The sequence below is a fragment of the Streptomyces sp. NPDC046860 genome (assembly GCF_040645115.1).
GTDB lineage: Bacteria > Actinomycetota > Actinomycetes > Streptomycetales > Streptomycetaceae > Streptomyces.
The window spans coordinates 130318-143395 of sequence record NZ_JBEYXQ010000015.1 but is presented as its reverse complement, the minus strand read 5'-3'; the positions used below and the strand labels follow the sequence as shown (position 1 = coordinate 143395).

The 13078-nt window shown below is 74.3% G+C and carries 11 protein-coding genes; 3 read left to right on the top strand and 8 right to left on the bottom strand.

Translation table 11 applies throughout. From position 1 onward, the window contains the following. Positions 1–121 precede the first annotated feature (121 nt). The 3 genes from ABZ898_RS21770 to ABZ898_RS21760 form a co-directional block, all read right to left on the bottom strand. Positions 122–919: a class I SAM-dependent methyltransferase gene (locus tag ABZ898_RS21770; protein ID WP_361661254.1), complete on the bottom strand. Its 798-nt coding sequence runs from the start codon at positions 917–919 to the stop codon at positions 122–124. A 90-nt stretch (positions 920–1009) separates the two neighbouring features. Next, entirely contained in the window at positions 1010–1525 is a 516-nt protein-coding gene (locus tag ABZ898_RS21765; protein WP_361661251.1) for an EamA/RhaT family transporter, read from the bottom strand. Between the two features lie 45 nt (positions 1526–1570). After that, complete coding sequence (locus ABZ898_RS21760) at positions 1571–1873, bottom strand: SH3 domain-containing protein (protein WP_361661248.1); 303 nt, start codon at positions 1871–1873, stop codon at positions 1571–1573. 204 nt (positions 1874–2077) lie between these two features. On the opposite strand from ABZ898_RS21760, the gene ABZ898_RS21755 reads away from it, so the two are divergent. Continuing rightward, positions 2078–4273 (top strand): PQQ-binding-like beta-propeller repeat protein, encoded by a 2196-nt coding sequence (locus ABZ898_RS21755; protein ID WP_361661245.1) that lies wholly within the window; start codon positions 2078–2080, stop codon positions 4271–4273. Positions 4274–4310: 37 nt separating this feature from the next. Here the strand turns inward: ABZ898_RS21755 and ilvD are convergent, their stop codons facing one another. The 4 genes from ilvD to ABZ898_RS21735 all read right to left on the bottom strand — a co-directional run bounded on the left by ilvD (position 4311) and on the right by ABZ898_RS21735 (position 8796). Next, the gene (ilvD, locus tag ABZ898_RS21750) at positions 4311–6164 is read right to left on the bottom strand and encodes a dihydroxy-acid dehydratase (protein ID WP_361661242.1); all 1854 of its coding nucleotides are present in this window, start codon (positions 6162–6164) and stop codon (positions 4311–4313) included. Between the two features lie 127 nt (positions 6165–6291). After that, a complete protein-coding gene (locus tag ABZ898_RS21745) occupies positions 6292–6897 on the bottom strand; it encodes a TetR family transcriptional regulator (RefSeq protein WP_361661239.1) in 606 nt (201 codons plus the stop codon). Then, on the bottom strand, positions 6894–7706 hold the full coding sequence (locus tag ABZ898_RS21740) for a sugar phosphate isomerase/epimerase (protein ID WP_361661236.1): 813 nt from the start codon (positions 7704–7706) through the stop codon (positions 6894–6896). Before ABZ898_RS21740 ends, ABZ898_RS21745 begins: the two co-directional genes overlap by 4 nt. A 157-nt stretch (positions 7707–7863) precedes the next feature. Next, positions 7864–8796 (bottom strand): Ppx/GppA phosphatase family protein, encoded by a 933-nt coding sequence (locus ABZ898_RS21735; RefSeq protein ID WP_361661233.1) that lies wholly within the window; start codon positions 8794–8796, stop codon positions 7864–7866. 71 nt (positions 8797–8867) lie between these two features. On the opposite strand from ABZ898_RS21735, the gene ABZ898_RS21730 reads away from it, so the two are divergent. After that, positions 8868–9695, top strand: a complete 828-nt coding sequence (locus ABZ898_RS21730) for a hypothetical protein (RefSeq protein WP_361661229.1) — start codon at positions 8868–8870, stop codon at positions 9693–9695. Between the two features lie 29 nt (positions 9696–9724). On the opposite strand, the gene ABZ898_RS21725 is transcribed toward ABZ898_RS21730, so the two are convergent. Next, positions 9725–11425 (bottom strand): hypothetical protein, encoded by a 1701-nt coding sequence (locus ABZ898_RS21725; RefSeq protein ID WP_361661226.1) that lies wholly within the window; start codon positions 11423–11425, stop codon positions 9725–9727. A gap of 240 nt (positions 11426–11665) precedes the next feature. On the opposite strand from ABZ898_RS21725, the gene radA reads away from it, so the two are divergent. Continuing rightward, complete coding sequence (gene radA / locus ABZ898_RS21720) at positions 11666–13075, top strand: DNA repair protein RadA (protein ID WP_361661223.1); 1410 nt, start codon at positions 11666–11668, stop codon at positions 13073–13075. Positions 13076–13078: the final 3 nt, after the last annotated feature.

Here is a 13078-nt window from a genome sequence, read left to right as displayed (position 1 = left end):
GGGTTTTTGGGGCTGGCGAAATTTAATTATCCGTTTTTTTTTTTGGGCCCCGAGCCAGGGCGCCGTCAAGGGGCCGTGTCAGGGTCGCGCCGTTTCGGCTCCGGGTCCGCTCAGGGGTGCGTCAGGGGCGGCTCAGGGGTTCCGGAGTGGTGGCGACGAGCAGGAACACCTCGTACATCTCCTCGACCAGGCCGTCGGGGAAGACCTTGATCAGGTGGTCGCGCTCGGCGTCGAAGAAGGCGGTCCGGTCGGCCTCGGGGGTGAGGAGGAAAGCGGAATGACTGCCGATGTTGGCCAGGTGTGTCTCGAGCGGCACGTGCCGGCTCCAGCGGACCGAGCGACGGGCAAAGCGGAGCCGGCCGCTGGGGTCGGCGGCGGCGCGGTCGGCGGCCGCGCGCTGCTCGGTGTGCCTGGGCACGCCGAAGAAGCGGGCGGAGCGCGCGGCGGCCGCGGCGATCCAGTCGACCTCCGTGTCGTCGGTGTTCCACCACAGGGCGAGCGCGCCGCCCGGCCGCAGCACGCGCAGCGCCTCCGGCACCGAGCGGGCCGGGTCCGTCCAGTGCCACGCCTGTGCGTAGGTGATGAGGTCGGCGTGGGCGTCGGCCACGGGGAGGGCGTCGCCCGTGCCCCGGACCAGCGGGAGGTGCGGGTGCCTGCGGCGGAACTCGGCGGCCATGCCCGCGCCCGGCTCCACGGCCAGCACCTCGGCACCCCGCTCGTGCAGCAGCGCGGTGGCGATCCCGGTGCCGGCGCCGACGTCCACGGCCCGTGCGCCGGTGAGCGGGCGGCCGCTGAGTTCCTCGACGGCGTCGAGGAGCGCGGGGGGATAGGAGGGGCGGTTCTCGGCGTACTGGGCGGCGGCCGCGTTGAAGGAGTGGGCGCGCGCTGTGGTGGCCTCGGGTGTGTCCATGCCGATCATGGTGCTCGGCGTGGGGAGCGTGGAAAAGGGGTTTCCGAACGGGTTGTCGCGGCCGTCGCCGCGGGCTTTCCCCGGGTGCCGCGGCTGCGGTCAGCCCCGGCGCTTCTTGCGGGCCTTGGCCGGGTTGCCCGTGCGGCGGGAGTGGGTGCGTTCGTACTCGGCGCGCGCGGTGTCGTACTCGGCGCGGTGCAGTCCCTCGCCGGGCGCCTCCGTGCAGGAGCGGGCGGACCAGGCGAGGAGCGTGCCGACGAAGCCGACGGCGAGCAGGCCGCGCAGGCGGGCCTGGCGCTCGGGGTCGGGGCGGCGGCCGAAGTTGTCCCAGGTGTTGCGGAAGGCGAGCGCGCTGCACACCGCGAACATCACGATGACGAGGACGGTCACGAAGGAACCGGTACCGGCGATCTGGAGCCCCTGGTAGGCGAGGCGCAGAACCAGGCAGGAGGCGGCGGCCGCGACGAGCGCGCCGAGGGCGACGGCGGCGCGGCGGGCCGTGTAGCCGTCGGAGTGGTCCACCCAGGACGTGCCGAAGAAGCGGAGGGGTTCGGGGCGGGGTCCGCCGCCCGAGGAGCCCGCCGGGATGGCCTTGGTGCCGCTCTCGTCGCTCACGCGTCGATTATGGCTGCGCCGTCCGACGGGCTCCGGGGCGGGGCGTCAGGCGCAGCGGCCGGTGACGTAACCGTCGCTGCCGGTGTGGACATAGGCGTCGGCCACGAACTCGCCGGCTCCGATGTTGTCCCAGATCTTCGAGGTGCCGTACGGGCCGGTCACGGTGGTGCCGGGCGACTGGCAGAAGATGGTGACGCTGGAGCCGGCGGGCAGCACACGGATGATGCCGTAGCCGGTGCCGGGGCCGCTGCGGACGTTCAGGGCGACGCCCGGCGCCGTCGGGAAGCGGAGTGCGGCGGCGGCGGCCGCCGGCTCGGCCGTGGTCGTGAGCGTCTGGTCTTCGGACATGAGATACCTCCCCCGTGACACCCCGTGGCCGCCACGGGGTGGATGACACCGCTCGCCGGGCATCACGTACGGGTGCCGGGCGGGCGGGCGGCCGCGGCTGCGCGCGACTCGCAGGCGGAGGTTAGCAAGCCGCCTCGGTGTCGTACGGGCAATCGAATAGGCTCCGTGGGTCGCGCGCGCGGCCGAAGAGCACGGGGGTGGTCCATGGCGCCACGGCACAGCACCGGAGCGGGCGCGGAAGCGGAACTTCCGGAGTACGCCGGTCACTACCGGCTGGAGTCGAGGCTCGGCTCCGGCGGGATGGGTGTGGTGCATCTGGCCCGCGGAGCCTCCGGGATGCGGGTCGCGGTGAAGGTGGTGCACGCCGAGTTCGCGCGTGACCCCGAGTTCAGGGGGCGGTTCCGGCAGGAGGTGGCGGCCGCCCGACGGGTGAGCGGTGCGTTCACCGCGCCGGTGGTGGACGCGGACCCGGAGGCGGCCCGGCCGTGGATGGCCACGCTGTTCATCCCCGGTCCGACCCTGTCGCAGGAGGTGAAGCGGAACGGGCCGATGGCGCCCGCGCAGGTACGGCGGCTGATGGCGGGGCTGGCCGAGGCGCTCCGGGACATCCACCGGGTCGGTGTGGTGCACCGGGATCTCAAGCCGGGGAACGTCCTGCTCGCCGATGACGGGCCGAAGGTGATCGACTTCGGGATCTCCCGGCCGAGCGACAGCGAACTGCGCACCGAGACGGGCAAGTTGATCGGCACCCCGCCGTTCATGGCGCCGGAGCAGTTCCGGCGGCCCCGGGAGGTGGGGCCGGCGGCGGACGTGTTCGCGCTGGGGTCGGTGATCGTGCACGCGGCGACCGGACGGGGGCCGTTCGACTCGGACAGTCCGTACGTCGTGGCCTACCAGGTGGTGCACGACGAGCCCGAGCTGACCGGGGTGCCGGAGAGTCTGGCGCCCCTGGTGCGGCGGTGTCTGGCCAAGGAGCCGGAGGACCGGCCGACGCCGGACGAGCTGATGCTGGCGCTGCGCACGGTGGCGGCCTCCTACGACACACAGGCCTTCATACCGGCCCAGCGGGAGGCGCGGGCGGAGGAAGACGCGAGCGGGGCCGGGTCCGCCGACCCCGCCAAAGCCGCCGAAGCCGCCAGACCGGCTGACCCTGCCGACCTCGCAGGACCGGAGGTGCGGGAGGAGTCGCGGGGGCCGTCCGAGCCGGTCGCGCCCGGGCGGCGGCCGTGGCGCTCGCGGTGGGCGGTGCCGGCGGTGACGGCGGCGGTGCTGGCTGCGGGCGGAGTGGTGGCCTCGGCGCAGTGGGCCGGTTCCGGAGCGGGGCCGGGGGCGCGGCAGTCGGCGGCTCCGGCGGTGACGGCCGCGGGGTCCGGCGGGTGGCGGTCGGAGCGGGTGGCCGGGGTGCCGGGTGCGCCGTGGTGCGTGCTCGGCACGGGCAAGGTGCTGTGCACGGCCGACGGGGCGGTCTTCGCTCTGGACCCCGCCGACGGTTCCGTGGTGTGGCGGCGGACGTTCGAGGGGGCACGGTGGACCGCTCCGCCCGTGCCAGCGGGCGGGTCGCTGCTGCTGCGGGATCAGAGGGGGCGGCTGACGGCCCTGGAGCCGGGTACGGGGCGTACGCGAGCGGAGCGGAGGGTGTCCGGGGACACCCAGACGCGGTACCTGGGGGACACGCTCGTGACGACCCGCGCGGACGGGGTGGTCGTGGGGGCGGACAGCGGGTCGGGGAAGGAGAGGTGGCGGCTGCCGCTGCCGGACGGGATACGACCGCGCATCGACTCCTTCGGCACCGGGTCGGACGGCTACGCGACGGTGACGTTGCCGGACTCGCGAAGTACGCGGGTCACGGCGTTCGATCCCGCTTCGGGGGCCGCGCGGTGGAGCGACCGGATCACCGGGGTGCTCGAACCGGTGGGCGCCGAGGGCGGGTTCGTGTACTTCCTGGCGGAAGATCCGGTCTACGGGGGCACCGGGGCGCTGGTGCGGTACGAGGTGAAGTCGGGCTCCACGCGCCGGGTCCCGCTCGGGACCTCGCGTTCGGACGCGCACGCCACCGTGCGGGACGGCGTGGTGTACCTGCTCGCGGCCGACGGCGGGCTGGACGCGGTGGACATGGGCGCGGGCAGGGCGTTGTGGCACCTGGAGACCGCGGTGAACCACGGTTCGGCCCCCGCGACGGACGGGCGCCGGGTGTACTTCTCGGCGGCCGACGGGCGGCTGATCGCGGTGGACGCCCGCGAGGGCACCCTCGCCGGCCAGACCCGCCCCCGGCTCGGCGCGCGGGCGGAGCGGATGACCGTGGGTCTGCCCCCGCCCGTGCCGGCGCGGGGCCGGGTGTACGCGGGGGCGCCGGACGGCTCGGTGTTCGCGGTGGACGCGTCCGATCCGGCGGCCTGGTGAGCGCTTCGCGCACCGGCCGCCGGACGGTCCGCCCGGGTCAGCCGAGGAGGGACACGTCGCGGACGGCGCCCTTGTCGGCGCTGGTGGCCATCGCCGCGTAGGCGCGCAGGGCGGTGGAGACCTTGCGGGTGCGGTTCGCCGGGGCGTAGACGCCGTTCAGTTCGCGCTCGCGCCGGGCGAGTTCGGCCTCGTCCACCAGGAGCTCGATGCTGCGCCCCGGGATGTCGATGCGGATGCGGTCGCCGTCCTGGACCAGGGCGATCGTGCCGCCGGAGGCCGCCTCCGGGGAGGCGTGGCCGATGGAGAGGCCGGAGGTGCCGCCGGAGAAACGGCCGTCGGTGATCAGGGCGCAGGTCTTCCCGAGGCCGCGGCCCTTGAGGTACGAGGTCGGGTAGAGCATCTCCTGCATGCCGGGGCCGCCCTTGGGGCCCTCGTAGCGGATGACGACCACGTCGCCGTCCTTGACCTCCTGGGTGAGGATGCGCTGGACGGCCTCCTCCTGGGACTCGCAGACCACGGCCGGGCCCTCGAAGGTCCACACCGACTCGTCGACGCCCGCGGTCTTCACCACGCAGCCGTCGACGGCGAGGTTGCCCTTGAGGACGGCGAGGCCGCCGTCCGCGGAGTAGGCGTGCTCGGCGGAGCGGATGCAGCCGCCCTCGGCGTCGACGTCCAGGGAGTCCCAGCGCTCGGACTGGGAGAAGGCCTCGGCGGAGCGGACGCAGCCGGGGGCCGCGTGCCACAGCTCGACGGCCTCGGCGGACGGGGAGCCGCCGCGCACGTCCCAGGTCTTGAGCCAGTCGGACAGGGACGGGCTGTGCACGGTGTGCACGTCCTCGTTGAGGAGTCCGGCACGGTGCAGTTCGCCGAGGAGGGCCGGGATGCCGCCGGCGCGGTGCACGTCCTCCATGTAGTACGTGCGGTTCTTCGCCACGTTGGGGGCGACCTTGGCCAGGCACGGCACCCGGCGGGAGACGGCGTCGATCTCGGGCAGGCCGAAGGGGACGCCCGCCTCCTGGGCGGCGGCCAGCAGGTGCAGGATCGTGTTGGTGGAGCCGCCCATGGCGATGTCCAGCGCCATCGCGTTCTCGAAGGCCTCGAAGGAGGCGACGGCGCGGGGCAGGACGGTCTCGTCGTCCTGCTCGTAGTGGCGGCGGGTGATGTCCATGACCGTGCGGGCCGCGTTCTCGTACAGGGCGCGGCGGGCGGTGTGGGTGGCGAGGACCGAGCCGTTGCCGGGCAGGGAGAGGCCGATGGCCTCGGTGAGGCAGTTCATCGAGTTGGCGGTGAACATGCCGGAACAGCTGCCGCAGGTGGGGCAGGCGTTCTCCTCGATGCGGAGGATGTCCTCGTCGGAGATCTTGTCGTTCACCGCGTCGGAGATCGCGTCGACCAGGTCGAGGGTGCGCACGGTGCCGTCGACCAGGGTGGCGCGGCCGGACTCCATGGGCCCGCCGGAGACGAACACGGTCGGGATGTTCAGGCGCAGCGCGGCCATCAGCATGCCCGGCGTGATCTTGTCGCAGTTGGAGATGCAGACCAGGGCGTCGGCGCAGTGGGCCTCGACCATGTACTCCACCGAGTCCGCGATCAGGTCGCGGGAGGGCAGGGAGTAGAGCATGCCGCCGTGGCCCATGGCGATGCCGTCGTCCACGGCGATGGTGTTGAACTCGCGCGGGATGCCGCCCGCCTCCCGGATCGCCTCGCTGACGATGCGGCCGACCGGCTGGAGGTGGGTGTGGCCGGGGACGAACTCGGTGAAGGAGTTGGCGACCGCGATGACGGGCTTGCGGCCGATGTCCGCGCCAGGTACACCCGAGGCGCGCATAAGGGCGCGGGCGCCCGCCATGTTGCGGCCGTGGGTGACTGTGCGGGACCTCAGCTCGGGCATCGTCGCTCGCTCCTTCTGAGAAGACGGGGTCAGCCATACTCCTGACTGTGCCGAGCGTACGCCGGTCATCCACGGGGCGGGACGATGTGTCCGGAATGCGGGACGGACGTCTTGCGCCGGACCCGCGTCACTCCCCCGTGAGATGCCCCTGCACCACCGGTGCCAGCCGGGCCACGATCCGTTCCAGGTCGGCCGAGGCCAGCGGCTCCACCTTGATCACGTACCGCAGCATGGCCGTGCCGACGAGCTGAGCGGCGGCCAGTTCGGCGCGCAGCTCGGCGTCGGGCACGTCCAGCCGCTCGGCGATGCGGCGCAGCAGCTGGGCGGCGATCAGACGGCGGAAGACGGCGGCGGCGGTGTCGTTGTTGACGGCGGAGCGGACGATGGCCAGCAGCGGGGTGCGGGTGGCCGGGTTCTCCCAGACGCCGAGCACGAAGCGGGTCAGCCGCTCCCCCACCCCGTCCAGCGGCCCCTCGGCGATGGCCTCCGGTGCCGCGAGGGCGGGTGCGAAGGCGACCGAGACGGCTGCCTCGAAGACCTGCTCCTTGGTGCCGAAGTAGTGGTGGACGAGCGCGGAGTCGACGCCCGCGGCCTTGGCGATGCCGCGTACGGACGTCTTCTCGTAGCCGCGTTCGGAGAACTCCGCGCGGGCGGCGTCGAGGATGCGGTCGCGGGTGTCGCCGGACTCGGCGCGCGGGGGCCGGCCCCGGCGCCGCGGCGTGGGCTCGGTCACGGCCGGGGTACCCGCGCGCCGGCCGCGAGGTGGCGGCGGGTGAAGGCGAGGGCCTCGGCGAGGTCGGCCTCGCGTTCGGCGCTGGACATGGCGCGCCGGGTGTTGACCTCGATGACGACGTGGCCGTCGAAGCCGGTGCGGGTGAGGCGGTCCAGCAGTTCGGCGCAGGGCTGGGTGCCGCGGCCGGGCACCAGGTGCTCGTCCTTGGCGGAGCCGCGGCCGTCGGCGAGGTGGACGTGGCCGAGCCGGTCGCCCATGCGGTCGATCATGCCGAGGGCGTCGGTGCGGGCGGTCGCGGTGTGGCTGAGGTCGATCGTGAAGTGCCGGTAGTCGTCCTTGGTGACGTCCCACTCGGGGGCGTAGGCGAGCATCTCGCGGTCGCGGTAGCGCCAGGGGTACATGTTCTCGACGGCGAACCGTACGTCGGTCTCGTCGGCCATGCGCCAGATGCCGTCGACGAACTCGCGGGCGTACTGCCGCTGCCAGCGGAAGGGCGGGTGGACGACGACGGTGGAGGCGCCCAGCTTCTCGGCGGCCGACTGCGCCCGGCGCAGCTTGGTCCAGGGGTCGGTGGACCAGACCCGCTGGGTGATCAGCAGGCAGGGCGCGTGCACGGCGAGGATCGGCACGCCGTGCTGGTCGGAGAGGCGGCGCAGCGCTTCGATGTCCTGGCTGACGGGGTCGGTCCACACCATGACCTCGACGCCGTCGTAGCCGAGGCGCGCGGCGATCTCGAAGGCCGTCGCGGTCGACTCCGGGTAGACCGAGGCCGTCGACAGGGCGACCTTTACGTCCCTTGGTTCAGCCACGCGGCCACCTTACGGGGTCGGACACGCAGGGCGAGGGGCGACTCCGGGCGGTGTGAGCTTCGCCATCGACGGCGCCTCGCACTGCTCCCACCTGGCCCGCGCCTCTCATCGGTCCCGCCCGGTCCGCGCCTCGCACTGCTCCCACCTGGCCCGCGCCTCACACCGGTCCCATGTGGTCCAGGCGTCGCAGGATGACCCCCTCGCGCAGCGCCCAGGGGCAGATCTCCAGGCTCTCCACCCCGAACAGGTCCATCGCGCCCTCGGCCACCAGGGCGCCGGCGAGGATCTGTCCGGCCCGGCCCTCGGAGACGCCGGGGAGTTCGGCGCGCTGCCTGCTGGACATCGCGGCGAGCCGGGGCACCCACGCCTCCAGCGATTCGCGTTTGAGCTCGCGCTGCACGTAAAGACCCTCGGCGTCCCGCGCGGCGCCCGCTATCCGGGCGAGCTGCTTGAAGGTCTTGGAGGTGGCGACGACGTGGTCGGGGTCGCCGAAGCGGCTGAACTCCCCGACGGTACGGGCGATCTCCGCGCGCGCGTGGCGGCGCAGCGCGCGCACCTCGTCGGCCTCCGGCGGGTCCGCGCGCAGCCAGCCGGCGGTGAGGCGCCCGGCGCCCAGCGGCAGGGAGGCGGCCGCGTCCGGCTCCTCGTCGATGCCGTACGCGATCTCCAGCGAGCCGCCGCCGATGTCCAGGACGAGCAGTTTCCCGGCGGACCAGCCGAACCAGCGGCGGACGGCGAGGAAGGTGAGCCGGGCCTCCTCGGCGCCGCTGAGCACCTGGAGGCGGACGCCGGTCTCCTCGGCGACGCGCGCGAGGACGTCGTCGGCGTTGCGGGCCTCGCGCACGGCGGAGGTGGCGAACGGCAGCAGGTCCTCGACGCCCTTGTCCTCGGCGGCCTGGAGCGCGTCCCGTACGACGGCGACGAGGCTCTCGATGCCCTCGTCGCCGATCGCGCCGCTGTCGTCGAGGAGTTGGGCGAGCCGCAGGTCGGCCTTGTGGGAGTGGGCGGGCAGCGGCCGGGCGCCGGGGTGGGCGTCCACCACCAGCAGATGCACCGTGTTCGAGCCCACGTCCAGGACACCGAGTCTCATGGACGAAACGCTACTGCCCCGACCCCCTTCCGCGGTGCCGGGACGGCCGGCCGGCGACTTACCCTGGACGGGTGCCAAAGACGAAAAAGGCGAAGGTCAACAAGCCCGCCAAGCCGGGCAAAGCCGACAAGGCCGCCAAGAACGCCGCAAGGAACGACGAGAAGGGGCTCGATTTCGCGCGGGCGTGGGTGGAGTTCCCCGATCCCGCCGACGACGAGCAGATCTTCCGCTGCGACCTGACCTGGCTGACCTCGCGCTGGACCTGCATCTTCGGCCAGGGCTGCCAGGGCATCCAGGCGGGCCGCGCGGCCGACGGGTGCTGCACGCTGGGCGCGCACTTCTCCGACGAGGACGACGAGAAGCGGGTCGCCGAGCACGTGGCCCGGCTCACCCCGGACATCTGGCAGCACCACGACGAGGGTCTGGCGGGCGGCTGGGTCTCCGAGGACGAGGAGGGCTCGCGGCAGACGCGCCCCTTCGAGGGCTCGTGCATCTTCCAGAACCGGCCCGGCTTCGCGGGCGGCGCCGGCTGCTCGCTGCACATCCTGGCGCTCAAGGAGGGCCGGGAGCCGCTGGAGACCAAGCCGGACGTGTGCTGGCAGCTCCCGGTCCGGCGCACCTACGACTGGATCGACCGCCCGGACGACACGCGCGTGCTCCAGGTGTCCATCGGGGAGTACGACCGCCGCGGCTGGGGCCCCGGCGGGCACGACCTGCACTGGTGGTGCACCTCGGCCACCTCGGCGCACGGCGCGGGTGACCCGGTCTACGTCTCCTACCGGGCCGAGCTGACCGAGCTGATGGGCAAGGCGGGCTACGACCGCCTGGCCGAGCTGTGCGAGCAGCGGCTGGCGTCCCAGCTGCCGCTGGTGGCCCCGCACCCGGCGGACCCCAGCTGACCGGCTGACCGTCGGCCAGGAGCCGAGCCCTAGCTGTCGGTGGGGGTGGGGGTGTCCTCGTCGCCCGGCGGCGGGGACGACTCCGGCGGGTCGCTCGGGGACGGGTCGGACGGCTCGGGGTCCGGGCTCGGTGGGGTGCTGGACGGCGGCGGTGACGGGCTGGGCGGCGTGGACGAGGGCGGCGCGGTCGGTGTCGTCGGGTCCGGGCTCGGTGAGCCGGGCGTCGGGCCCGACGGCTTCGAGGGGGCCGGGCCGTGTCCGTCGATGGTGACGACGGCTCCGGCCGGGGCGACGGCCACGCGGGCCCGCCAGCGGCCCGAGGGCTCGCGCAGATGGTCGACGTACACCTTCACGGTCACCGTGTCGCCGGGTTCCAGGGTGCCGGAGGACCGGCTGAGGTAGAGCCAGGACGCCGGAGTGGTCGCGGACCAGCGCACCGGGGCGTCGCCGGAGGCCCTGAGGGTGATCAGCGTGGTGTCGCCGCGGTGGGCGGCGGTGACCGCGAGCCGGCCGGCGCTCTTCCCTGCGGCGCCGTCGACGCTCACGACCGCCACGGAGACGTCCGGCCCGCCGTCCTGGGCGTGCCGGGTGCCGGGTTCCGCGTCGGCGTTGCCCGTGTTCTCGTAGCCGCCGGCCGGGTCGCCGCCGAGTGCGCCGGGGCCCTCCAGCTCGCGGGCCGTGGAGGGGCCGCCGTCCCCGTCGACGGCGGGGCCGCCCCGGTAGGCGGCCCACAGCGCGAACACGGGCGCGGCGACCACGGTGGCGACGACGGTCGTGGTCACGGCACGCGCGCGCAGCCGGTCGCGGCGGGCCGCGCGGTCCTTGGGGTCCATCGGGAAACCGCGCCGGTTGAAGCGCGGCACGGCCGCGGACCGGGCGCGCGGCCGGTGCGCGAGGGCGGTGTGCAGGGCGGCGCGGGGCGCCGGGAGGACGGGCAGCTCGGCGGGGGTGACCGCGGCGCCGGGCCAGCGGCCGGGCACCGCGCGCTCGGCGGTGCGGCGACAGCGCGGGCAGTCGTCGACGTGCCGGACCAGCTCGCGGCGCAGGGCCGCGCTCAGCATCAGCCGGCTGTCGCCGGTGAGGTGGGCCACGCTCGGGCAGCCCCCGGTCTCGACGACGGCGAGCGCGGCGCGGGTGCGCTCGACCTCGCAGGCCGCGGCGGCCAGCAGTTCCCGCGCGGCGGCGGCCTCCAGGCCGAGCACGGCGGCGACCTCGGGGGCGGACAGCTTGTGCCGGACGGCCAGCTCCAGCGCCTCACGCTGCTCCGGCGTGGTCCCGGCCGCCTCCGGCCAGGCCAGCAGGGCGAGTTCGCGCCGCCGCAGCTCGCGCGTCTCCGGGTCCGGCGCGGGCCCGGACGCCCGGGCCCCGGGGGCGGGACGGCCGGCGTGAGCAGCCTGGCCCTGCTGCCGGGCCTTGGCGAGGCCGCGCAGACAGGCCCAGCGGGCCAGGGCGTACAGCCAGGCCCGGCGGTCGCCGGGTGTCTGCGGGTCGCGCCGGCCGCGCCGTTCGGCGAGGACGAGGACCTCACCGAGGGCGGCGGTGGCCGCGTCGTGGTCGCACAGCACCGAGAGGCAGTAGGTGAACAGGCCGTCCAGATACGCCTCGTGGCGCGACGACGCCCGCTGGGCGATGTTCCGCGCGGCGGATCGGTCGCGCGACTCCCGGTGCGCCCGTTGCGCCCGGTGTGCGCCGGTGGTGCGGGTCGAGGTGTCCGGAGTGCTGCTCGTCACCTGTGCGACCGTAGGCGTCGAGTGAGTACGCCTTCTTGCACCTTGAGCACTTTTAATCCGTACGGGTGAAACGATCCCTCATAAGGGGACACCGGCCCCCGGGGCCGAAGCGTGCACCCGGCACACGCCGTGCGGAACCGACCCCTCCGCGTGCGCCCCGAAACCCCGGCGTGCGCCCCTGAGCGCGCGCCTTCCCGGCGCGCGGCGGGCGTTGTCAGTGGCGGCGGCTACGGTTTCCGCATGGCCACGCGTACCAAGACCGCCAAGGACCGTCCGTCCTACCGCTGCACCGAATGCGGCTGGCAGACGGCGAAATGGCTCGGCCGCTGCCCCGAGTGCCAGGCGTGGGGCACGGTCGAGGAGTACGGCGCGCCCGCGGTCCGTACGACGGCCCCCGGCCGCGTCACCAGCTCCGCCCTGCCCATCGGCCAGGTCGACGGCCGCCAGGCGACCGCCCGCTCCACCGGAGTCGCGGAGCTGGACCGGGTGCTCGGCGGCGGACTCGTGCCCGGCGCGGTGGTGCTGCTCGCGGGCGAGCCGGGCGTCGGCAAGTCCACGCTGCTGCTCGACGTGGCCTCGAAGTCGGCGAGCGAGGAGCACAAGACCCTCTATGTGACCGGCGAGGAGTCCGCGAGCCAGGTCCGGCTGCGCGCCGACCGCATCGGCGCCCTGGACGACCACCTCTATCTGGCCGCCGAGACCGATCTGGCCGCCGTGCTCGGCCACTTGGACGCGGTCAAGCCCTCCCTGCTGATCCTGGACTCCGTGCAGACGATCGCCTCCCCCGAGATCGACGGCGCACCCGGCGGCATGGCCCAGGTCCGCGAGGTGGCCGGCGCCCTGATCCGCGCCTCCAAGGAACGCGGCATGTCCACCCTGCTGGTGGGCCACGTCACCAAGGACGGCGCCATCGCGGGCCCCCGCCTGCTGGAGCACCTGGTCGACGTCGTCCTGAGCTTCGAGGGCGACCGGCACGCCCGGCTGCGCCTGGTGCGCGGCGTGAAGAACCGGTACGGGGCGACGGACGAGGTCGGCTGCTTCGAGCTGCACGACGAGGGCATCACCGGCCTCGCCGACCCCAGCGGCCTGTTCCTGACCCGGCGCGCCGAGGCGGTGCCCGGCACCTGCCTGACCGTGACGCTGGAGGGGCGCCGCCCGCTGGTCGCCGAAGTGCAGGCGCTCACCGTGGACTCCCAGATCCCCTCCCCGCGCCGCACCACCTCGGGGCTGGAGACCTCCCGGGTCTCGATGATGCTCGCGGTGCTGGAGCAGCGCGGCCGGATCAGCGCGCTCGGCAAGCGGGACATCTACTCCGCGACCGTGGGCGGGGTGAAGCTCTCCGAGCCCGCGGCCGACCTGGCCATCGCGCTGGCGCTCGCCTCGGCGGCCAGCGACACCCCGTTGCCGAAGAACCTGGTCGCCATCGGTGAGGTGGGTCTCGCGGGCGAGGTAAGACGGGTCACGGGCGTTCAGCGCAGGCTCTCGGAGGCGGCCCGTCTCGGCTTCACCCACGCGCTGGTGCCGGGCGATCCGGGCAAGGTCCCGGCCGGGATGAAGGTCGTCGAGGTCGCCGACGTGGGCGACGCGCTGCGGGTGCTGCCCCGCTCCCGTCGGCGAGAGGCCCCGCGGGAGACGGAGGACCGCCGGTAGACT